Annotated in this window: 20 protein-coding genes and 1 pseudogene; 11 read left to right on the top strand and 10 right to left on the bottom strand. The window is 59.0% G+C overall.

The window, feature by feature from the left end:
• Nucleotides 1-42: 42 nt before the first annotated feature.
• From hypA to hypD, 4 genes are read left to right on the top strand one after another with little or no spacing between them, the layout of a single operon-like run.
• Nucleotides 43-384, top strand: coding sequence for a hydrogenase maturation nickel metallochaperone HypA (gene hypA / locus SIAM614_RS29895; RefSeq protein ID WP_006940471.1), 342 nt, complete (start codon nt 43-45; stop codon nt 382-384).
• Nucleotides 384-1,205 carry a hydrogenase nickel incorporation protein HypB gene (gene hypB, locus SIAM614_RS29890; protein ID WP_040441530.1) on the top strand — a complete coding sequence of 274 codons (822 nt, stop codon included), beginning with the start codon at nt 384-386 and terminating at the stop codon, nt 1,203-1,205. Before hypA ends, hypB begins: the two co-directional genes overlap by 1 nt.
• A 12-nt stretch (nt 1,206-1,217) precedes the next feature.
• Complete coding sequence (locus SIAM614_RS29885) at nt 1,218-1,487, top strand: HypC/HybG/HupF family hydrogenase formation chaperone (protein ID WP_006940467.1); 270 nt, start codon at nt 1,218-1,220, stop codon at nt 1,485-1,487.
• Nucleotides 1,484-2,635 carry a hydrogenase formation protein HypD gene (gene hypD / locus SIAM614_RS29880; protein ID WP_006940465.1) on the top strand — a complete coding sequence of 384 codons (1,152 nt, stop codon included), beginning with the start codon at nt 1,484-1,486 and terminating at the stop codon, nt 2,633-2,635. The genes SIAM614_RS29885 and hypD overlap by 4 nt, the downstream gene beginning before the upstream one ends.
• 294 nt (nt 2,636-2,929) lie before the next feature.
• Here hypD and SIAM614_RS29875 read toward each other — a convergent pair whose 3' ends face one another.
• Both SIAM614_RS29875 and SIAM614_RS29870 read right to left on the bottom strand, forming a co-directional pair.
• Nucleotides 2,930-3,568: an HAD family hydrolase gene (locus tag SIAM614_RS29875; RefSeq protein WP_006940463.1), complete on the bottom strand. Its 639-nt coding sequence runs from the start codon at nt 3,566-3,568 to the stop codon at nt 2,930-2,932.
• A 394-nt stretch (nt 3,569-3,962) separates the two neighbouring features.
• Nucleotides 3,963-4,559 (bottom strand): class I SAM-dependent methyltransferase, encoded by a 597-nt coding sequence (locus SIAM614_RS29870; protein WP_229598035.1) that lies wholly within the window; start codon nt 4,557-4,559, stop codon nt 3,963-3,965.
• Between the two features lie 265 nt (nt 4,560-4,824).
• Between SIAM614_RS29870 and SIAM614_RS29865 the strand changes: the two are divergent.
• The 3 genes and pseudogenes from SIAM614_RS29865 to SIAM614_RS29855 all read left to right on the top strand — a co-directional run bounded on the left by SIAM614_RS29865 (nt 4,825) and on the right by SIAM614_RS29855 (nt 8,335).
• Nucleotides 4,825-5,881, top strand: a pseudogene (locus SIAM614_RS29865) (IS110 family RNA-guided transposase).
• A gap of 271 nt (nt 5,882-6,152) precedes the next feature.
• Entirely contained in the window at nt 6,153-7,265 is a 1,113-nt protein-coding gene (locus tag SIAM614_RS29860) for an IS110 family RNA-guided transposase (RefSeq protein WP_006931135.1), read from the top strand.
• 446 nt (nt 7,266-7,711) lie between these two features.
• Nucleotides 7,712-8,335, top strand: a complete 624-nt coding sequence (locus SIAM614_RS29855) for an RNA ligase family protein (protein ID WP_006940455.1) — start codon at nt 7,712-7,714, stop codon at nt 8,333-8,335.
• 145 nt (nt 8,336-8,480) lie between these two features.
• Here SIAM614_RS29855 and SIAM614_RS29850 read toward each other — a convergent pair whose 3' ends face one another.
• From SIAM614_RS29850 to SIAM614_RS29815, 8 genes are all read right to left on the bottom strand, one after another.
• The gene (locus SIAM614_RS29850; RefSeq protein WP_006940453.1) at nt 8,481-8,759 is read right to left on the bottom strand and encodes an amphi-Trp domain-containing protein; all 279 of its coding nucleotides are present in this window, start codon (nt 8,757-8,759) and stop codon (nt 8,481-8,483) included.
• On the bottom strand, nt 8,756-10,120 hold the full coding sequence (locus tag SIAM614_RS29845) for a metallophosphoesterase family protein (protein ID WP_157140176.1): 1,365 nt from the start codon (nt 10,118-10,120) through the stop codon (nt 8,756-8,758). The genes SIAM614_RS29850 and SIAM614_RS29845 overlap by 4 nt, the downstream gene beginning before the upstream one ends.
• Nucleotides 10,121-10,134: 14 nt before the next feature.
• Nucleotides 10,135-10,836, bottom strand: coding sequence for a histidine phosphatase family protein (locus tag SIAM614_RS29840; RefSeq protein ID WP_006940449.1), 702 nt, complete (start codon nt 10,834-10,836; stop codon nt 10,135-10,137).
• Nucleotides 10,833-11,933 (bottom strand): HprK-related kinase B, encoded by a 1,101-nt coding sequence (locus SIAM614_RS29835; RefSeq protein WP_006940447.1) that lies wholly within the window; start codon nt 11,931-11,933, stop codon nt 10,833-10,835. Before SIAM614_RS29835 ends, SIAM614_RS29840 begins: the two co-directional genes overlap by 4 nt.
• Nucleotides 11,930-12,820, bottom strand: coding sequence for a GAK system ATP-grasp enzyme (locus SIAM614_RS29830; protein ID WP_006940446.1), 891 nt, complete (start codon nt 12,818-12,820; stop codon nt 11,930-11,932). Before SIAM614_RS29830 ends, SIAM614_RS29835 begins: the two co-directional genes overlap by 4 nt.
• Nucleotides 12,813-14,447: a phosphotransferase gene (locus SIAM614_RS29825; protein ID WP_006940445.1), complete on the bottom strand. Its 1,635-nt coding sequence runs from the start codon at nt 14,445-14,447 to the stop codon at nt 12,813-12,815. Before SIAM614_RS29825 ends, SIAM614_RS29830 begins: the two co-directional genes overlap by 8 nt.
• Nucleotides 14,440-14,859: an NUDIX domain-containing protein gene (locus SIAM614_RS29820; protein ID WP_267871957.1), complete on the bottom strand. Its 420-nt coding sequence runs from the start codon at nt 14,857-14,859 to the stop codon at nt 14,440-14,442. Before SIAM614_RS29820 ends, SIAM614_RS29825 begins: the two co-directional genes overlap by 8 nt.
• A gap of 248 nt (nt 14,860-15,107) precedes the next feature.
• Nucleotides 15,108-15,977: a MurR/RpiR family transcriptional regulator gene (locus SIAM614_RS29815; protein WP_006940440.1), complete on the bottom strand. Its 870-nt coding sequence runs from the start codon at nt 15,975-15,977 to the stop codon at nt 15,108-15,110.
• A gap of 176 nt (nt 15,978-16,153) precedes the next feature.
• Here SIAM614_RS29815 and SIAM614_RS29810 point away from each other — a divergent pair, with 176 nt between their 5' ends.
• The 4 genes from SIAM614_RS29810 to dctP form a co-directional block, all read left to right on the top strand.
• Nucleotides 16,154-16,903: an N-formylglutamate amidohydrolase gene (locus SIAM614_RS29810; RefSeq protein ID WP_006940439.1), complete on the top strand. Its 750-nt coding sequence runs from the start codon at nt 16,154-16,156 to the stop codon at nt 16,901-16,903.
• The gene (locus tag SIAM614_RS29805) at nt 16,896-17,492 is read left to right on the top strand and encodes a TRAP transporter small permease subunit (RefSeq protein ID WP_006940438.1); all 597 of its coding nucleotides are present in this window, start codon (nt 16,896-16,898) and stop codon (nt 17,490-17,492) included. The genes SIAM614_RS29810 and SIAM614_RS29805 overlap by 8 nt, the downstream gene beginning before the upstream one ends.
• Nucleotides 17,492-18,832, top strand: a complete 1,341-nt coding sequence (locus SIAM614_RS29800) for a TRAP transporter large permease (protein WP_006940437.1) — start codon at nt 17,492-17,494, stop codon at nt 18,830-18,832. The genes SIAM614_RS29805 and SIAM614_RS29800 overlap by 1 nt, the downstream gene beginning before the upstream one ends.
• 117 nt (nt 18,833-18,949) lie before the next feature.
• A partial coding sequence (gene dctP / locus SIAM614_RS29795; RefSeq protein WP_040441529.1) for a TRAP transporter substrate-binding protein DctP occupies nt 18,950-19,731 on the top strand: 782 nt, incomplete at its 3' end.

Raw genomic sequence — 19,731 nt, 5'->3', positions numbered from 1 at the left:
TGGATTGGCTGCAAACGGCGGCGCACCAGAGGGAGACCGCCCATGCATGAAATGTCCCTCTGCGAAAGCATCCTCGACATTTTGAAGGATCAGGCGGCGAAGGACAGCTTTACCAGGGTGAAGCGGGTTGCGGTCGATATCGGACCTCTGTCCTGCGTCGAGCCGGACGCGCTTCAATTCGGCTTCGATGTCGTCATGAAAGGCTCTCTCGCCGACGGGGCCGTGCTGGAGATTTCAAGACCGGCCGCCGAAGCGCTGTGTCTTTCCTGTTTCAAGACTGTGCCGGTGAAGGCGCGGTTCGACTGCTGCCCGGAATGTGGTTCGGAAGCCCTGCAGGTTGTCAGCGGGGAAGACCTGAAGATCCGGGAACTGGAGGTGGTGTGATGTGTACGGTATGCGGCTGCGGTGGCTCTCACGAACATGACCAAGATCACGGGCATTCTCATGGGCACACGCACGATGCCGGTCATGTCCATTTCGGTGCGGGGGAAGCGGGTGTTGCCGTTCCCGGCATGAGCCAGGCACGGCTGATCCAGATCGAAACGGATATTCTGGGCAAGAACAATTCCTATGCGGACAGCAACCGGGCCTTGCTGGCTGCAAAAGGCGTTCTGGCGCTCAATCTCGTCTCCAGCCCCGGGGCTGGAAAGACAACCTTACTCGTAGAGACCCTGAAGCGGATGGAGGGCAGCATACCGGCTGCAGTCATCGAGGGCGATCAGCAGACGTCGAATGACGCCGACCGGATCCGCGAAACAGGTGCTCCCGCCATTCAGATCAACACCGGCAAGGGCTGCCATCTGGATGCGCATATGGTCGGCCACGCGCTGGAAAGGCTGCCTCTGGAAGAGGGCTGTGTGCTTTTCATCGAGAATGTCGGCAATCTGGTCTGCCCGGCGGCGTTCGATCTCGGCGAAGCCGCCAAGGTGGTGATCCTGTCGGTGACGGAAGGCGAGGACAAGCCGCTGAAATATCCCGACATCTTCGCGAGCGCCGACCTGATGATCCTCAACAAGACCGATCTTCTGCCGCATGTGGACTTCTGTGTCGGCGCGGCGATCAAGAATGTGCGGCGGGTCAATCGCAAGATCCAGGTTCTGCAGGTTTCTGCCCGCACGGGCGAAGGCCTGGATGGCTGGCTGGCATGGCTGGGTGGCGCCCTGAAAATGCAGCTGGTGCAGGCGCGCGGCCTGGCCGCCGAATAGGAGGTCCGGGTCATGTGTCTCGCCATTCCCGCCAGGGTCGTTTCCATTGACAAGGACGACATGGCGACCGTTGCCCTGGAGGGGATCCGCAAACCGGTTTCGACCGCTCTCCTGGAGGAGGTGGCCGTTGGCGACTATGTGCTCGTCCACGTAGGCTATGCCCTGCACAAGCTCAGCGAAGAGGAAGCCGAACGCACCCTGCAACTGATGGCGGAAGCCGGCGTTCTCGCCGAGGAGCTGGAAGACATGGCGGGCGAACCGGCAGCTGGGGCGGGCGCATGAAATACATCAAGGAATTTCGGGATGGAAAGCTGGCGCAAAAGCTTGCCCTGGCCATCCGCCAGGAAGCCGACCCGGGCCGGCGTTACCACCTGATGGAGTTTTGCGGCGGACACACCCACGCGATCTTCCGATACGGGGTGCAGGATCTCGTTCCGCAAAATGTCGAGTATGTGCATGGGCCGGGCTGTCCGGTCTGCGTCTTGCCGGTGCGCCGTCTCGATGATGCGGTCGAGCTGGCGCTGAAGACGAACGTAATCCTGACCACCTATGGCGACATGATGCGGGTTCCGGGCACCAAACAGAAAAGCCTGATCCGCGCCAAGGCCGAAGGCGCCGATATCCGGATGGTCTATTCGACCCAGGATGCTCTGCGGATCGCCCGGGAGAACCCGCAGCGGCAGGTGGTGTTCTTCGCCATCGGCTTCGAGACGACCACGCCGCCAACGGCAGTCGCGATCCTGCAGGCAAAGGCGGAGGGGTTGAAGAATTTCTCGGTCTTCTGCAACCACGTTCTGACGCCTCCGGCCATCGCCCATATCGTCAACGCTCCGGCGGAACCAGGAGAGGCGCCGGTCAAAATCGACGGTTTCCTGGGGCCTTCACATGTCAGCTCGGTCATTGGCTGCACGCCTTATGAACCGGCGGCGCGGGACTTTCGAAAGCCGGTCGTCATTGCCGGGTTCGAGCCGCTCGACGTGATGCAGTCGACGTTGATGCTGATCCGCCAGATCAACGAAGGTCGACACGAAGTGGAGAACCAGTACACCCGCGTTGTGACCAGGGAAGGCAATCGCAAGGCTCAGAAGCTGGTTGACGAGGTGCTGGAGCTGCGCCGGACCTTTGAATGGCGCGGGCTCGGTTATGTAGCGGACAGTGCCCTGAAAATCCGTGAGACCTTTGCCGCCTTCGATGCCGAAGAGCGTTTTGCGCTCAGCCCCAAGGAATCGCGCGAGGTCAAATCCTGCGAGTGTCCGGCTATCCTGCGCGGGGTGAAGAAGCCGACCGAATGCAAGCTGTTCGGCACGGTCTGCACGCCGGACAATCCGATGGGTGCGTGCATGGTCTCTTCGGAAGGCGCTTGCGCCGCCTACTGGAGCTATGGCCGCAATCGCGAGGCGGTTGCCGCCGCCAAGGGCGCTGCAGCCTGACCAGCATCGGTCCGCAGGCACCTTTCTGAAATGGCATCTGCGGCACGCCAACCCTCGCCCCTTGTCATCCCGGTTTGGCGAAGCCAAGACCGGGACCCAGTAGACGCTGGCCTTTGCGTCTCTGTGCGAGATGGACTTTCTTCTCCCGGCCGGAAATTGGGTTCCGGACCGCTAGGCGGCTTTCCCTTCCTTCTCCGGAGGGACGGCGACGGGTGGGGCAGGAAGTGTCGCTGGAGAACCTGATTGGATACAGTCGACCCGCCGCGCTGCAGTAAGTCCGCTACGAGTCCAACCCTACAGGATTTCGTTAAGCTCCTGTACGCGCGATATCTCATGATCTGGTGACGTTGACCCTATTCGCTCAAAATCATGAAAAAGGCTATTGTGTTCAGGTGCAAACCAACAAGTTTGGCAGCCGCTCGACTTTCCAGCTTGGATATCAACATGGGAGTCGCCAATGATCAATGTTTCGGACGCCATAGCACCAACACGTTCAAGCGTAGCTTTGAACGGCATAGGGCTCGGTTTGTGCCCAAATCCGTCGTCACCGGCAACAATAGAGTCAAAGAAGAACTCTAGATTATGAGCACCCAAGGCGCGATCCAATAGATGCCGCGGGCTAGACGTCACCAAAGTCAACGTTATTCCCTTGTTTTTCAGAGATTTGAGAGTTTCCGTCACCCCCTCGTAAAGCTCCACTGTCGATAGGCCGTTTAATACATAATTACGTGTTTCCTCGGCAACTGTTGGAAACTCTATATCCGGATGTCTGTTTGGCACCTCGGGATGGTCGTGGAAAAACTCTTTGACAATGTATTTTGGATCAAACCTGAGGCCTCTGCTACTAAACGAGACTTGGAACCCCTCAAGCCACAAATCTAACGTCTTGGCCAGCGTTCCATCCCAGTCAAAAATGACGTTATTGATGCTCACGTTTCAGCCTTGCTTTTGAAACTAGCTGCGATCACAGATACAGGCGTTGGTTGCCTAGACAAGCATTTTGTGGTCGTCGGTTTTGTCCCGCAGTGTCAGCACCTGGCTGCCAAACATCTTCGTAAATGCAGTGAATGACGGCGTTGGACCTTTAGCGACGCTAGCGATGTCGATTGTATACGAGAGGCCTGCCGCGCTGCGGCATGTCTGCTCGGCACCCTTAATGACCGTGCTGCACTTGGGAGGAAGGTCGGCTATGGAGCGGAGAATCCTACTTCTCCCACTCCATAATCATCAGGTACGGCATCCTTTCATAGGATTTGACGCGTTCGGGGGGACCGCCAGAAGGTGAAGGTTCATCAAAATGCCGTAGCGTCAGACCGGGCGAAAGAAATCAGCGCATGTATGTCGAAAGTGGTCTGTGCCAGTTTTGAACACGTAATCCATCCCATTCGAACCACGATTTCTCTTCTGTCAGATATCGCCCAAGCGGTCGCAATACTTCTCCTGTATCCCTGCAGTACCGTTTTCCAATCATGGCACTGGACGTCGAAAAACTGGATAAGTTTGCAACAAGCAGTCTTCCACCTGGCTTGAGAACCCGCGCCATCTCTGCAACCGCCTCGTCCAGAAAGTCTATGTCAATCAACGACAAATAAGACACGACGAAGTCGAACGAGTTATTGGCAAACGGTAGATGCTCGGCGAAAGCGACTTGATAATCTCCTTCCGGATCGCGGCTGCGGGCTGCTTCAACCATTGCATCAACAGGGTCAATACCGACGGTCGCGATATCCAATTTGGATAGCATTCGGCAGAACCGCCCTTCACCGCACCCTACATCCAGAGCAGTTCCTGGTCGCAACGCCGAGACGCGATCGAGCATTGGCTGGTCAAGAACGTGTTGGCGCGAGAAATCACCGTCATCGACCATACGCATGATCCAGGCCGGCGCTGAAGAAGTCCAACCGTTCTCGTCCGGGTCTCGCATCGTTTCGCTACCTTGTGATCGATCCGGGAGAACTTGTAGCAATTGATCCGATGAGAAGCAGCCGTTTAATGTGTTTCTTAGGTTTCCGCTTTTTCCGCAGTGTCGGCGTCTGGTAGCCAACGGTTGTTGCAGATGGAACGAACGACTGCTTCTGTGAGCCGCATCTCAGCTCCATATCAGCAGATGAACGTCCGCTAATGGGATGTACCGGCTGCTTCACCCAGCAGGTTAGGCTTGGCCTATTTCTGCATGATGGAGAAGTAGCATGGCGAAGACAGACTTTGATGAGCTGATGTCGATTGGCATCGATATTGGCAAAGACACGTTTCACGTCGTTGGTTTCGATACGGACGGGCAGCTTGTTTTGCGAAGGCAGATCAAACGCCTGGCGTTAATTGCGGTATTCGAGAAGCTGCCGCGATGTATCGTCGGGATGGAGGCGTGCCTGAGCGCCCATTTCGTGAGCCGGTCTCTGCGTAAGATGGGCTTCGAACCTCGGATCATTCCTGCGATCTACGTGAAGCCTTTCATCAAAGGGCAGAAGAACGATTACAACGATGCGGAAGCGATTGCCGAAGCAGCATTGCGTCCCAACTTGACCGTCGTTCCTGAGAAGAGTCAGGAGCAGCTCGACTTGCAGGCGCTCCATCGCGTTCGTTCGCGTCTGGTGTCGCGCCGGACGGCAACGATCAACCAGATCCGCGCCTTTTTGATCGAGCAGGGCATCACGGTGCGCAAGGGTTTGCGCGCCCTGAAAAACTCCTTCGAAGCGATCCTGAAGGAACGCGAGGACGAGATTTCACCGCGCATGCGCACGATTTTAATCGGGCTCTATGGCGATTGGCTATGGCTGGACGAGCGGATCGACACGGTTTCGAAGAGATCGAACAAATCAGCCGAACCGAAGAGAACTGCGTCAACGTCATGACCATCCCCGGCATTGGCCCAATGATCTCGACGCTATGGTTGCAGCTGTCGGCACAGGTGAAGCATTTGAGCGAGGTCGCGACTTTGCGGCCTGGGTTGGGCTAGTGCCTCGTCAATACAGTACCGGTGGGCGAACGGTCCTCGGACGTATCACCAAACGAGGCAGCCGATACCTTCGAATGCTCTTCGTCCAAGCCGCCAAGGTCATTCTGATGAGAACAAACAGGTGGCCGGATTTCAGTTTCGGCGGGTGGTTGACCAAAGCGGCGGAGAGGATGAACCGAAACAAGCTCGCGGTCGCTCTGGCGAATAAGCTGGCCAGAATGGCTTGGAGCATCCTGAGACACAAATCGGCGTTTGATGCGCCAAGAGACGAGGTCGCCATCGGCGTTTAGGCCGGATCGGCCCAAAGGAGTTCGCGATAGATAGAAAGCATGGAACGGAATAATTACGCCCCCAGAGTCTGACGGCCCTTTCGGTCAACTTGGACCTTGCCGCTAATTAGATCAAGGCGCGTGCGTAACCCCAACAAGGCCACGACCCGCGTGTCGATCAATAGGCCGGATACATATGAGCGACTTCCGAGAACATGCTAAAAAGATCCTATGAGAGCGGCTCTGGCTCTCGGATAGGCTGACCGCGTTAATTTGATACGGGAGGCACACTATGGATCAGTATCACGACGCAAACTCGACGGCCTACGTAGCGATTGAGCTCAGCAAGCGCAGCTGGATCGTCGGCATCGCCCATCCGGACCGCGACAAGCCGTCGATACATCGACTTTCTGGTGGTGACACGAAGGGGCTTCTTCGACGACTGGCCGCTACACACAGCAGTGGGCGTATGATCATTTGCTTTGAGGCCGGGCATGACGGTTTCTGGCTTGCCCGCTTTCTGATCGCCCAAGGCTTTGATGTTCGCGTGCTCGATCCAGCAAGCCTGCAGGTCAATCGCCGGGCGCGACGGGTCAAGACGGATCGTATCGATGCTTTGGCGATGCTCAGGGCGCTGGCAGCACTTGATCGCGGGGAACGTCATGTCTGCGCGCAAGTGCGCATATTGAGCGTCGAAGAAGAAGACGCACGCAGGTCACATCGCGAGCGGGACAGGCTCATCCATGAGCGCACAGCCCACGTCAACCGGATCAAGGGGCTGCTCTTTGCCCAGGGCATTCGTGACGTTGAACCAAGGCAGCGCCGAAACCGCATTGACTTCACCCAACTCCAGACAGCGGAGGGACACAGGCTCCCACGACGTCTTCTCGCGGAATTAAAGCGCGAATATGCCCGCCTGATCATGGTCGAAGATCAACTGCGTGAGGTCGAGAAGGAGCGCGACACAGCCGATGCGCAGTCCCCAGCAGTCGAACAGAAGCGACTGGATCTTGAGCAGCTTCATGGTATCGGCGGAACAGCCTCCGCCATTCTTGCCCGCGAAGTCTTTGCACGAACGTTCGCATCGCGCCGCCATTTGGCGTCGTATCTTGGCCTGACACCGAGCGCATACGACAGCGGAACTGTGACCAAATGCCAAGGCATTTCCAAGGCTGGCAACGCGTGGGCACGGCGCATTCTGATTGAGATCGCCTGGCTCTGGATCAAATATCAGCCAGACAGTCCCCTTTCGCGCTGGTATCTGACTCGAACACAAGGCCAGGGCGGCCGCATGCGCCGGATTATGCTGATCGCACTGGCCCGCAAGCTTGCCATTGTGCTGTGGCGCTACGTGGAAACAGGCGTTCTGCCAGAGAGGGCACGACTGTCACCAACCATGGCATAAACTGAAGAACGAAAGAGCTTCAGACCTCCGGCCAGAGGTCTGAGGGCGGGATGACGGGCGTCGTGTCAACGATTGGCGCACCCTCGGAGCGCCGGCAAAAAGTGTGAACCCGTCCCCGATCCGTCCGCGTGAATGCAAGATTGTGGTCAGCCGTCATGGAGCTACCGGATATAAGTTGATGCGGGCATATCCGCATGACCGTCGCGCAACGATCGAACCGTCCGAACTATAACGTATTAGCACTCGCGCTCTGCGGGTGATGGTGCTTTGCAACCCTATTGACAGAAACGGCCTCATATAAATCATTTGCGAACAGCAGCCGGTACATACATTTGGGCCGAATGCGTCGATCAGACACCGATCATATCGGCATCGGCGTTCTGCGCCGCCGCAAGGCCGCTACGAGCCCATAGCTACAACTTGGCCACATGTGCTACTGCGTCCCTATGAAAAAATACGGTCGCACCTTTCATCTACCGATCTCACCCGGCGCCACCAGTGACGACAAGATCATGTCTTCGCTGGACGGATTGATGGTGGAAGACCTCATCGTCACCGAGAAAATGGACGGTGAGAATACGACCATTCACGCAGGCGGTTGTCACGCGCGCAGCCCAGACAGCCGCTACCATCCTTCCCGAGACTGGCTCAAAGCGTTTGCAGCGGGGATCTCACCTCGTTTGAAAGAGGGCGAACGCATTATTGGTGAGAACCTCTATGCTCGTCATTCGGTCGCGTATGACGCGTTGCCCTCATATTTTCTCGGCTTCGCGTGGATTGTCGACGGTGAAGTTCAGTCGTGGGATCTGACGCAGACGCGATTCGAGGAACTGGGTATCCGGCCTGTTCCAGCGCTCTATCGAGGCCCTTACCGCCCAGGTCTGTTCAATGACTTGGCAGAGGCGCTCGACCTGACCAAGCAAGAGGGTTTCGTGGCGAGAATCGCTGACGCATTTGCGGAAACGGACATGCCCACACGGATAGGAAAGTATGTCAGGGAAGGGCATGTTGAATCAGAAACACATTGGATGAAGACTGAACTCATCCCCAATCGCTTGGCCGGAGCTTAACGGCAACTTCGTCCGTAGTGCCGGCATCTGACGGCCAATCGTCTTCGCTGATGCAATGAACGGCGGCTTCGACGGGTTGCGTCGCAGCACACTATCAGCGGGTGAATGTCGGCTTTTGGCAGATTCGGTTGGTCCGGGCTTGGCTTTACGAGCCGCCTTTCACCTTCAGCTTGCCGCTGTCCTTCTTGTCCTGGCCGTTATTGGCCCAGGTGATGCGAAGGTCCAGACGGGACTGGTCGTCTTCCGTGGTGGCCGTCACTCTGAGGGCCAGAAGGCCTTTCGGGTGCAGGGTGATCTCGCCGGTGTCGTCGCCGAATTGCAGCTCGCCCTTGGCGATGCCGCGTTTGACCGCGTCGAGCAGTTTCTGGATCGATTTCTTGTCCTGCAGGGACTGGTGCCGGAAACGGCCCTTGCGTTCCATCATGACGACAACCCGTGTTGCTGGAGGATCTGCGCCGGGTTGAACAGCTTGGCGTGGGGATAGTCCCGGCTGATCCCGACAATGTTGCCATCGGGGCAGATGATCGTCGCGCCGGTGCCGATGCCGTCCAGGCCCTCGGAGCTTCGCGAATGCCGGTCGAGCGTGATGTCCGCTTCCAGGTGCAAGAGGCCATGTTTGGACGTCAGCTCCTGACCGCTGTGCCTGTTGACGTGCCCCTGCACCAGCATCCGGATGCCGGCAAGGTGGAGGTCGTCAACGCCGTTTTCGGTCAGCGGATGGTCCACATCCCGGTATTTCGTGCGCATCAGATTGGCGATGGTGCCGGAATAGAACACGAAGGGATCTTTCCGGCTTTCCTTCCGGAAGCGGCGGTTGACGTGGGCAACGCCTTTTACCGAGATCTGGGCCGCCATCTGGTCGTCGATACCGGCATGGACGAACAACAGCGAGCCGCTCTGGTGAACTGCCTTGAGGCTTTGAAAGAACCAGGCGTAGCGGCCACCGGGTTCGACGAACAGCTCCCGGCACTTAAGTGCGGCAGCGTATAGCTGGCGAATGGTGAGGCCGACCTCGGCGGCATGCTGCGCGAACTTGTCGGTCTTCTTCTTGAGGCGCTGCATTTCCTTGCCAATGGCGGCGTCACTCAGGTGGCGGGCCGCGACCTGCGGAAACTGTCTGGTCCACTTCTTTCCCGGAACCATCAGCGAGAAACAGGTCTCTTCGTCGGGCAGGGGGTCGAGATCCATCGTATCGTCGACATACCGCTCGTGTACTTCCTTCAGAAGCGGCATCACCTTCTTGCCCATGCGCACGAACATATGGGCGTTGAGCGAGCTGCGTTTCACGGTCAACGCTTCCAGGCCGAGATAGAGCCGGAGGTCGTGGTTGCCGGCGAGGATGACGACATCGGCACCGGTTTTCAGCAGGGCACTCAGACTATCCAGAAGGTCCAGATTGCTGGGGCCCTTGTCCAGGCAGTCGCCGCCGATGATGACCTGGCAGCTTCGCCCGAAAGCCGTCAGGTGGAAGTCGGTCAGGCCGTCGCCGGTGCGCTGGATTGCCCGTGCCGCCGTCAGGGACCGCAGCAGGCTTTCCGCGTCGGCATGAAGGTCGGAAATGAAGATCACCGGCTTGTCCGGCCAGTCCCAGGGGCCGAGGGCATTTGCCCGGGCGAGACTGCCGACGACACAGCGGGAGGCGTTTCGGGTTTTCTGCCGGTCAAACGGCAGGGTTTCGAGTGGCGCCAGCGGCCAGGGAACGCAGCTTTCCGGCAGCCCGAGATCAATCGCCTCGGCCTCATCCATCGGCGGCAGAAGCGGGGTCAGTGGCAGATGGGTCATCATGGCAGCAATCCGGTTCAATCCGTTGCGGTTTCAAGAGGCCGGCGCTGTTTCCAGTCGCCGCCGTGGTGCGTCCAGGTGCCGTTCCCGTCCAGTTTCAGGACGAGGGCACGGGCGTGGTGCATGCTGAGCTGGCGGATCTGGTCGAACGACAGAACGCCGAGGCAGTGGGCGGCATGGCGTATGGAAGCGCCGTGTCCGACGAAGATCCGGGCATTGGGTCCTGCGCGGTCGTTGAGGTCCGCCATCTTCTGCTCAAGGAAAGCAGCCACTCGTTCGCCGGCATCCATCAGGCTTTCCGCGCCCTGGACCGGCAGTCTGTGATGGCTGTTGGACTTCCAGTCTCTCGGCAGCGGGGCGGTGCGCGGGTCGTCTGCGATCACCTGCTCGATTTCCCGAAGGGTCAGGTTGGCAAGGGCCCCGACGCTGCGTTCGGCAAGCGCTTCGTCCTCGGTGATGGTGAAGTCCGAACCAAGTCTTTCGCCTAGCGACTGACCGAGAAGCGCTGCCGTCTGCCAGGCCCTGAGCTGACGGGAGCACAGGATCTCGGGTGCCAGCCGGAAGCCTTCCTGCCGTGCGATGTCCGCAATCTCACTCCCGGCCTCCTGGGCCTGCACCTTGCCGGCGTCGGTCAGGGCATAGGGTTGCAGGGCACTCGGCGTGTCCGGCTTTTGATGATAGGCGCCGTGGCGCACCAGAATGGCGAAACGGCCCGTCATGGTGTCTGCCCCAGAAGCTCGGCACCTGCCTCGAACAGGGCATCGAAATCGATCAGCCCCTTCACTTCCCACACCTGAACGCCGTCAAGCGCATCCAGGTAGGCAGCCGTGTCGAGCGGTGTTTTCATCGGCCAGAACGGGCCTTGCGGGGTCTGGTAGAAAGGGCCGGGGTTTTTCATGATCGCCGACAGGAGATCCGGCCGGTCCTTCAGATCCGTCTTGCTGACCTCGGTCGCATCGGCACTGTCGCGGGACCAGTTCAGCACCCAGAAATCGGTCAGCTGCGCATCGTGGGAAATGCGCCCGGGGCCGTAGATGTCATCGATGAAGAGGTCGTATTTTTCTTCCAGATGCCAGAGCTCGTCCGGCTCCAGGTTGCGGAGTTCCTCTTCGCGTTCCTCGTCGATGAGACCGGCGAGCCGGGCGTTGGTGACGATGGTGCCCGGGTTGATGCGCGGCAGTTTCGGAATGCCGAGCGCATCGGTGCTGTTGCCGGCATTGCGCACCAGAAGGCGGTCGTTGGTGACATACTGCGTGCCGCTGAGTTCCATCAGCCGCAACATGGAAGTGGACTTGCCGCCGCCGGACAGGCCGGAGATCGCCAGCCCCTTGTGGGGCGTGCGAACGGCCGCCGCATGGCAGGCGACCCAGCCCTGCCGCTGGAAGTGGTTGAGAAACTGGGTGTTGATGAAGTTGATCACCTGATTGGGGTGATCGTCGGTTGGGCCGAAGGCTATCGCCCAGTCGGGAGATTGCAGGAACTGAAGGCCCGTGCGTACCTTCAGGATCAAGCGGCCGTTTTCAAGATCGCAGACGGCATCCTTGCGGCCGGATTTTCCCGTTTCCCGTTCCCAATCGGTGTATTGCGGGCCGAACGGCAGTTCCGCCGGTCCAAGCACGTGGACGATCCGGTCCGGTGTGCTGGGGGCGGAAATCACATGCTGAAAATAGCGCAGCAACTCGGCCAGAAGCGACGTGGACTTGCACCTGACTTCAACCACATGGCCGCCGACCGTGAGACATACCGGATCGCAGTTCAGCGTTTCCCGCTCCGGCGAAAGGGCATCGACAATGTCCTGAACAGTAATGCCGGTCATCCGCGCACCTTTTCAATTACATGGTTGGCATAAAGCGTGGCAGCGTCGATGCCAGCGCCTTCCAGCGCGCCCTTGAAGCCGCCGAAAGCAGACACCTCGAACACGATCGGTCCGGTGTCTGCCAGGCCGACGTCGACGGTGGTGAAGTCGAGATCGAACGGTTCCTGCGCGCGGCGCGCCAGCTCGATCAGTTCTTCATCCGGTTCGAAGGCTTCGTATTTGCCGCCGTGAAGGATGGTCGTGTTCCAACTGTCTGTCTGGGCAACCCGGGCGTAGGTACCCAGATAGGCCCCGCCGAGAAACACCATGCCGAGATCCCTGCCGGCGAGGTTGACCTTCTTCTGCAGGTACATGACCGGGTTCTCGGCCTTGAAGGCGGCGATCTTTTGACGGAGGGCGGCTTCGCCCTCGGCGGCATCCATCAGCGTCATGCCGCGGGCTTTTGTCGAAAACAGAGGCTTGAACACCGCGCCGCCGAACCGCTGGATGGCGGCCAGGGCTTCGTCCACGTTTTCGGTTATGCAGGTTGCGGGCATGGGAATGCCGGCATTGGCCAGGGTCACGGTGCAGCTCAACCGGTTGACCAGACCAAGAATGGACCTTGTGCTGGAAAAGACCCTGGTGCCTGACCCTTCGGCAACGCGCAGCATCTCCAGCCGATCCAGCGTGGCGGGGCTGTAGGTCTGGCTGATCTTCTTGACCACGATGCCGTCGAGGTCGCAAAGGTCGGTCTGTCCGGCGATCAGGGCCTTCTTTTCCAGATCCAGAACGACATCGGCCATGTCGACCACGCAGCGGTAGCCGGTTTGCGCTTCCAGGGCGTCCGCCAGAACTTCCGTCGACCATTTGCCGGGAATGCCGACAACTCCGATCCTGAGGTCAGTCAACGAAGATCTCCTTCATCTGCAGCCGGAACCGCGCCTCGGCGCCGGGCGGGCAGGCAAGTGCCTGTTCGATCAGGTATCGGGCCCGCAGCCACATGCGCCGGGCATGCGACTTGTCGAGGATGAACCGTGTCGATGTGGCAAAGGACCGGGCAAGACCAAGGGCCAGCCGGAATTCGAATGTATCGTCGCCCTGCTTGCGGGCGAACGCCCGGACGGACTTGTGGAAGGCAAGCGTGACGTCGCTGATCCGGCGGCGTGTTTCCTGGTCGAGGGCCTGAAGCCGGTAGTTCGAGACCATGAAAACGGAAACGTCCTGCACGTAATCCATGTAACGGGAGCGATGCAGGTCGATGAAGTGAATCCGGTTCTCGCCCGGATCGTAAATGATGTTGTCGACGTTGAAGTCGCCGTGGATATAGACGGAAAAGGGCGCTGTCACCCTGGCTTCGCGCGCGGCTGCCTCATGGATGAGGCTGTCGATGGAAGGCAGGGTCTCGCCTGCGAACCGGATGCCGGTATTCCTGAAGTGCGGATGAACTCGCCGCACTTCCTCCAGGCGCTTTGCAAGCTGCTGCATGCTGCCCAGTTCCGCCGGTTCGGCCGTGCGCGTCTTTTTCCAGACGTCCTTCAGAGTGCGCGACAGACTGGCAAGCGCCCTGTCCCGCAGGGCATCGCCTTCGTTGAGCACGATGTGTTCGAAGGTCAGTCCGGGCAAATGTTCGATCAGGAGCGCTGCCGACTGGTTGCGCTTCCGGTAGGACAGGATTTTAGGGGCCAGGCCGGGATAGATCGAATGCCAGCTTTTCACACCCTGGCGCTCTTCCTTGACCTTGCTCTTGTCGCCATCCTTGAAGACGGCCGTAACCGTTTCGGTCTTCTTGTCCCTGATGGCGGAGATCGAACTTCCAGACCGGGTTTCGGCGATCGTCTCGATGGAGACGTCTTCGCTCGCTGTTCCCAGATCCGACATCAGGTTTTGCAGGGTGAAATAGCGTTCGAAATTGACCGCCTGGCCCAGGTTGGCGGAAATCAGCGCTTCGCTGATCGACCGCAGGGATTCACCCATGCGCTGAAACTCGCTGGCAACAAGCAGGCTGTTGGCGATGTCTGCCGGCGAGCGGTCCGGGTCGCGCATGCCGCGCGTGTAGACCTTGAAAAGCTTGCGGTAGTCGGCCTCGATCCTGTTCTGGAGCTGGCCGATCTCGATGGCTTTTTCGCTGTCTCTGCTGAGGAAGGCGTCCTCGATCCGCGCGACACCTTCCCGAACCCGGCTGACCATCGCCGGATAACGGTGAGGCTCCAGGGTGGCAAAGGTCTCGATGCGCTCTGCATGGCGCAAGGACTGGCGCACCAGGTTGGCGATGCGCTGAAGGTCGGTGGCGACGAATTCCAGGCTGCGCAAGGCAGGGTGCTTGCGGTCGGTCTTCCTGGCGCCGGCCATCTGCTGGACACAGGCTGCCAGGATCCGGCTCTTCAGATTATGGGCATAGCCGGCCCGATCCGTGATCCGCCGTGCCGTGGCCGCCGCTGGTTCCTTGAAGAAAGCTTCAAGCTGTATGAGCTGACCATCGATTTCCGCGCACAGAAAACGGAGATTTTCCCGGATGGTCTTTGGGGCATTAATCATTATGGGGTCCGAGATAGACTTCGGGCTCCCGCGTACAGCCAAGTGAAAACAGTTTTGTGACATAAAGCGGACGTAGCTGTTGAGCGTCTTCAAAGCCTATCCAGAGTGTTCCTACCTGATGCGGGTCCGGATGAGGGCCCAGAACCGGTTCGTAGTCTGCCGAAACGCTGCAGGCGAAAATGAAATCGAGCTGGTGCTGATAGTCTCTCGCCGTCTGCTTCCGCCGGTGAACTTCCGCCACATGCATCAGATGCGACACGGCGATTTCAGCACCGATTTCTTCCGCGCATTCCCGCTTCAAACAGTCTTCAAGCGTCTCGCCCGGATCCTGCTTGCCGCCGGGCAAGGTAAAATAGCGGCCTTTGACGGGATGGCGCTTGTCTTGCACCAGCAGCCGGTCACCCTGTCTGATAAAGGCGCGTGGTGTCGAGCGGATGATGGGCCGGAAAACGGCACCTTTCGAGGGCGCGTCACTTGCGATGGATCTCGCTCCCTGTTCAGGCCAGCCGGTTCAGGGCCTGCCAGACCGGCTGGCGCAGCTTCTGTCAGGAGCCCGCTTTGACTTTCAGCAGGGCCGTGATGAGGGCAAGTATAGGTGAGTCGCTTCTGTCGAGCGAACCGATCTTCGGCTGTGCATGGTTTCGAGCGGTTCCAGCCCGCTCAGATGTCCGGCCCCATGGCGCGGCCCTCGGTCGAGGGATCGATCTCATTGCGCAGTTTTTCCAGCGCACGCATGCGCTCCTGAGCACGGGTCTGGTTCTGGCGGGTGACACCGGTGATCAGCACTTCGGCAATCGCCATCAGCGCCAGCGAGGAGTCCCAGGGGGAGGGGACGGCGACGCGGGCGGGCAAAACGAAGCTGGCGATGCGGCCGACGGGTGACATCCAGCTGTCGGTCACAAGCGCCACCGTGGCCCCCTGGCGGGCGGCGGCTTCGGCGAACTGGATGATTTCAGCCTGATAACGCCGGATATCGAAGACGACGACAACGTCCTTCGGGCCGATGCCGATGAGCTGGTCGAGCCAGTTGCCCTGCTGTCCGGCAACGTGATTGACGTTGGCCCGCACAATCCGCAAATGGGCCGCCATGTAACGGGCGAGACCATCGGTAAAGCGGCCGCCGATCAGATGCACATGCTTGCGCTCGTCCGACAGCAGCTTGATGAGGCCGGTGAGTTCGCCCTTCGGCAGGTGGGCAAACGTTTCGCGCACATTGTCCAGAAGCTGGCTGACGTGCGGGTCGCCGACCGGGTTCTCTTCCATGTTGGCGCTGCGGGCGAGCGGTGAATTGAGCTGGCTTTCCAGCTCGCCGCGCAACTTGCGCTGGAATTCGGCAAATCCGGGAAACCCCAGGCGGCCGACGAAGCGCAATATGGTGGGAGAACTGACCCCGGCGGCCTCGGCAAACTGGGCCACGGTGCCCAGGCCCTGCATCGGGTAATTGGCCATCAAAGCATGCGCCGCCTTCTTTTCCGTCGCGGTAAATTCGTCGAGACGGTCGCGAATATCTTCAAGGAGGGGACGTTCCATGGGCGTCGGCCTTTATGACGGTCCGCGGTGCCGATTTTCATTTGACAGCCGCTGCAATCTGCGTATCAAATATTACAGAAGTTATCTAAGTCGGCAATCCTGTAATAAACATTACAAAATCGCAGGTCCGATCTTTCAGGGAGTTGGGAATGGGTTCAAATCCCCGGACCGGAGGAATGACTCGGGCTGTCGCCGTTGAAAATGCGGAGGGAGCGGGGCCTTTCGTTTTTGTCTGCGACCACGCTTCCAACTTCTTTCCGCCTCCCTACGATACATCGCTCGGGATTACCGATGCGGACAAGATTGCGCATATCGCCTGGGACCCGGGGGCGCTCGGCGTTGCCAGGGGACTGGCCAAAAGCCTTGACGCGCCGTTGGTACATACCACCGTTTCACGCCTGATCATCGACTGTAACCGCGAGGAAAACCGGGCCGATCTGATCCCGTGCCTCAGCGAAACCACCCGGATTGCGGGCAACCAGAATCTGTCGGCCGATGAGAAGGCCTTCCGTCTCGATCTGGCGCACCGGCCGTTTCACGACGCCATCGACAAGGTGATCAGCCAGCGGCTCGATCGGGGGCTGCCGACGGCTGTGGTTTCCATCCACTCGTTCACGCCGGTCTACAAGGGCGTGTCCCGGCCGTGGGAAATCGGCCTTATCTACGACAGGGACCGGCGTCTTGCGGATCCGGTTCTGGAAGCCTTGAGGGCACATGGCGGCCTGACCGTTGGCGACAACGAGCCATATGCCCCTTCAGATGGCGTCTATTACACGATCCGCCGTCACGGCGAAGACCGCAAGCTGCCCTGCCTGATGATCGAAATCCGCAATGACGAAGTGAAAACGCCAGAAGAGGAAATGCGCTGGAGCGGCCTTCTGGCACCGGTTCTGAACGCGGCGGCCGAAGGAGGGCTGAATGCTTAAGGTCGCACGTGTTTATGTCCGGGCGGTGGACAGGTTCAACCGCAGGCTTGGCAAGGTCGTCATGTGGGGCCTTTTCGTGATGGCCGGTATTCTGCTGTGGTCGTCCGTTTCGAAGACGTTTTTCAGCCCGTCCCTGTGGACCCTGGAAACGGCTCAATTCGCCATGGTCGCCTATTATGTTCTGGGTGGGCCCTATTCTATTCAGCTCGGGTCCAATGTGCGCATGGATCTGTTTTATGCGGAATGGAGCGTGAAAAAGAAGGCCTGGTTCGACGCCTTCACGGTGCTGCTGCTGATCTTCTATCTCGGCGTCCTTCTTTATGGGGCGCTCAATTCCTTTGCCTATTCGCTTGGTCATTTTCAGCAGGAACCCTTTACCTTCTACAAGGATCTGATCACTGCCTTCCTGACCGGCGGGCCGGAAGCTGCGCGGGAAAAGATGGGGTTCGTCGAGCGTAGTCCGACCTCCTGGCGGCCTTATCTCTGGCCGGTCAAGCTCGTCATGATCATTGGATTTTTCCTTATGTTGCTGCAGGTCTTCTCCGAATTCCTGAAAGATATCGCCCGGATCAAGGGAGAGACGATCTGATGTCCTATGAGATGATCGCTCTTCTCATGTTCTCGTCGATGATGCTGATGCTCCTGACCGGGCAGCGGGTCTTCGGCGCCATCGGCGCGATTGCAGCCATTGCGTCCCTGGCCCTTTGGGGCACGGGTGGTGGCGACATTCCGTTCTCGGCGGCCATGAAGCTGATGAAATGGTATCCGCTGCTGACCCTGCCGATGTTCATTTTCATGGGTTACATCCTGTCGGAGACCAAGATCGCCGACGACCTCTACAAGATGTTCCATGTCTGGATGGGGCCGATCAATGGCGGGCTGGCTATCGGCACGATCCTGCTGATGGTGCTGATCTCCGCCATGAACGGCCTGTCGGTGGCCGGAATGGCCATCGGGGCCACCATTGCCCTGCCGGAGCTTTTGAAACGCAAATACGACAAGCGCATGGTGACGGGCGTGATCCAGGCGGGCTCCTCGCTTGGTATTCTGGTGCCGCCCTCCGTGGTTCTGGTGCTATACGCCATGATCGCCCGGGCACCTGTCGGCCAGCTTTGGCTCGCCGGGGCGGTTCCGGGGCTGATGATGGCGGTGATGTTCATCATCTATATTGCTATCCGCTGCCGGCTTCAGCCGTCACTTGGCCCGGCCTTGCCGGAAGAGGAGCGGAATGTGCCCACGGCGGAAAAATACCGCCTGTTGCTGGCCGGTCTTCTGCCGATCGTCATTTTCGCCGCTATGATGGTGCCCTTCGTGATGGGCAAGACCAGTCTTGTGGAAGCGTCCGCCGTCGGCGCGCTCACCGCGCTGATCGCCTCCATTTTGCGCCGCCGCCTGACTTTGGACATCCTGATACTGTGTCTGAAGAACACGCTCGGCATTTCCTGCATGTTCATGTGGATCATTCTTGCGGCTCTCGGCTTTGGTGCTGTCTTTGACGGGCTCGGAGCGGTGAAGGCGATTGAAAGCCTGTTCACCGAACAGCTCGGCCTGTCTCCGTGGATGATCCTGATCCTGATGCAACTGTCGTTTCTGGTGATGGGCACCTTCCTTGACGACACGGCAATGCTGGTGATTGTCGCACCGCTTTATGTGCCTCTGGTCGGATCTTTGGATCTGGGCATGCCGAGCGGTGATATCCTGATCTGGTACGGCGTTCTTTATACGATCACCACCCAGATCGCCTATATGACGCCACCCTTTGGCTACAACCTGTTTCTGATGCGCGCCATGGCGCCCAAGGACATTTCCATGCGCGACATCTACGGCTCGATCCTGCCGTTTGTCCTGGTGATGATCCTGGCGCTAGTGATCGTGATGGTATTCCCGGAAATCGCCCTTTGGCTGCCCAATCTGGTCTACGCCAAATAGGGGGAGCGCCGGGACAATAAAGAAAAGTCTGGAGAAAACAGACATTGACTCGCGGCAACATACAGAACCGGGAATCCGGCTTGCCACATGGAAGCACATTCAAATAGGGGAACTATGATGACCAATAGACGTGATTTTCTGAAAAAAGCCGGGTTGGGCACGGCCGCTGCGGCCGGTGCCTCCACACTGGCAGCTCCGGCTGTTCTTGCCCAGGAGCCCATCAAGTGGCGCCTGCAGACCTATGCCGGCGGCGCGCTTGGCGAGCAGGTGACGAAGCCCATGGTGGACTACGTCAACAATGCCTCCAATGGTGAACTGCAGATCGAGCTTTACTACGCCGACCAGATCGTGCCGACGGGCGAATTGTTCCAGGCCCTGCAGCGCGGCACCATCGACGCAGTGCATTCGGACGATGACTCCATGGCCTCGCCGACTCCGCTGCGCCAGTTCGGTGGCTATTTCCCGTTCGCTACCAAACATATTCTGGATGTGCCGGTTCTCTTCAACCAATACGGTCTTGCCGACATCTGGCGCTCAGAATACGAAAAAGTCGGCGTTGCCTGGATTTCCTCTGCCGGGCAGGACCCGTGCAACTTCAATACCAAAAAGGAAATCAAGTCGGTTGCCGATCTGGAAGGCCTGAAGCTCTACACCTTCCCGACTGCAGGTCGGTTCCTGTCCAAGTTCGGCGTTGTTCCGGTCTCCATTCCTTATGAGGATGCGGAAGTGGCCGTTCAGACCGGCGAACTGGATGGCATGGCCTGGTCCGGCATCACCGAAGACTACACGGTCGGATGGGCGGATGTGACCGACTACTTCCTGACCAACAACATTTCCGGCGCCTGGATCGGGTCCTGGTTCGTCAACCAGAAACGCTGGGCGGATCTGCCGGAGCACCT

Origin of the sequence: Roseibium aggregatum IAM 12614, assembly GCF_000168975.1 — a bacterium.
In the GTDB taxonomy this organism is placed as follows: Bacteria; Pseudomonadota; Alphaproteobacteria; order Rhizobiales; family Stappiaceae; genus Roseibium; species Roseibium aggregatum.
Note: the sequence above shows the minus strand (reverse complement) of the source record. Positions and strands in the feature narration are given on the sequence as shown.

What these genes read in the sequence shown, in the direction of transcription:
- SIAM614_RS29845 (WP_157140176.1), bottom strand. Translation starts at nt 10,120, where the DNA reads ATGATGACCCATCTGCCACTGACCCCGCTTCTGCCGCCGATGGATGAG.
- hypD (WP_006940465.1), top strand. Translation starts at nt 1,484, where the DNA reads ATGAAATACATCAAGGAATTTCGGGATGGAAAGCTGGCGCAAAAGCTT.
- SIAM614_RS29800 (WP_006940437.1), top strand. Translation starts at nt 17,492, where the DNA reads ATGTCCTATGAGATGATCGCTCTTCTCATGTTCTCGTCGATGATGCTG.
- SIAM614_RS29835 (WP_006940447.1), bottom strand. Translation starts at nt 11,933, where the DNA reads ATGACCGGCATTACTGTTCAGGACATTGTCGATGCCCTTTCGCCGGAG.
- SIAM614_RS29870 (WP_229598035.1), bottom strand. Translation starts at nt 4,559, where the DNA reads ATGCGAGACCCGGACGAGAACGGTTGGACTTCTTCAGCGCCGGCCTGG.
- SIAM614_RS29860 (WP_006931135.1), top strand. Translation starts at nt 6,153, where the DNA reads ATGGATCAGTATCACGACGCAAACTCGACGGCCTACGTAGCGATTGAG.
- SIAM614_RS29855 (WP_006940455.1), top strand. Translation starts at nt 7,712, where the DNA reads ATGAAAAAATACGGTCGCACCTTTCATCTACCGATCTCACCCGGCGCC.
- SIAM614_RS29850 (WP_006940453.1), bottom strand. Translation starts at nt 8,759, where the DNA reads ATGATGGAACGCAAGGGCCGTTTCCGGCACCAGTCCCTGCAGGACAAG.
- SIAM614_RS29815 (WP_006940440.1), bottom strand. Translation starts at nt 15,977, where the DNA reads ATGGAACGTCCCCTCCTTGAAGATATTCGCGACCGTCTCGACGAATTT.
- SIAM614_RS29825 (WP_006940445.1), bottom strand. Translation starts at nt 14,447, where the DNA reads ATGATTAATGCCCCAAAGACCATCCGGGAAAATCTCCGTTTTCTGTGC.
- SIAM614_RS29810 (WP_006940439.1), top strand. Translation starts at nt 16,154, where the DNA reads ATGACTCGGGCTGTCGCCGTTGAAAATGCGGAGGGAGCGGGGCCTTTC.
- SIAM614_RS29885 (WP_006940467.1), top strand. Translation starts at nt 1,218, where the DNA reads ATGTGTCTCGCCATTCCCGCCAGGGTCGTTTCCATTGACAAGGACGAC.
- hypB (WP_040441530.1), top strand. Translation starts at nt 384, where the DNA reads ATGTGTACGGTATGCGGCTGCGGTGGCTCTCACGAACATGACCAAGAT.
- SIAM614_RS29805 (WP_006940438.1), top strand. Translation starts at nt 16,896, where the DNA reads ATGCTTAAGGTCGCACGTGTTTATGTCCGGGCGGTGGACAGGTTCAAC.
- hypA (WP_006940471.1), top strand. Translation starts at nt 43, where the DNA reads ATGCATGAAATGTCCCTCTGCGAAAGCATCCTCGACATTTTGAAGGAT.
- SIAM614_RS29840 (WP_006940449.1), bottom strand. Translation starts at nt 10,836, where the DNA reads ATGACGGGCCGTTTCGCCATTCTGGTGCGCCACGGCGCCTATCATCAA.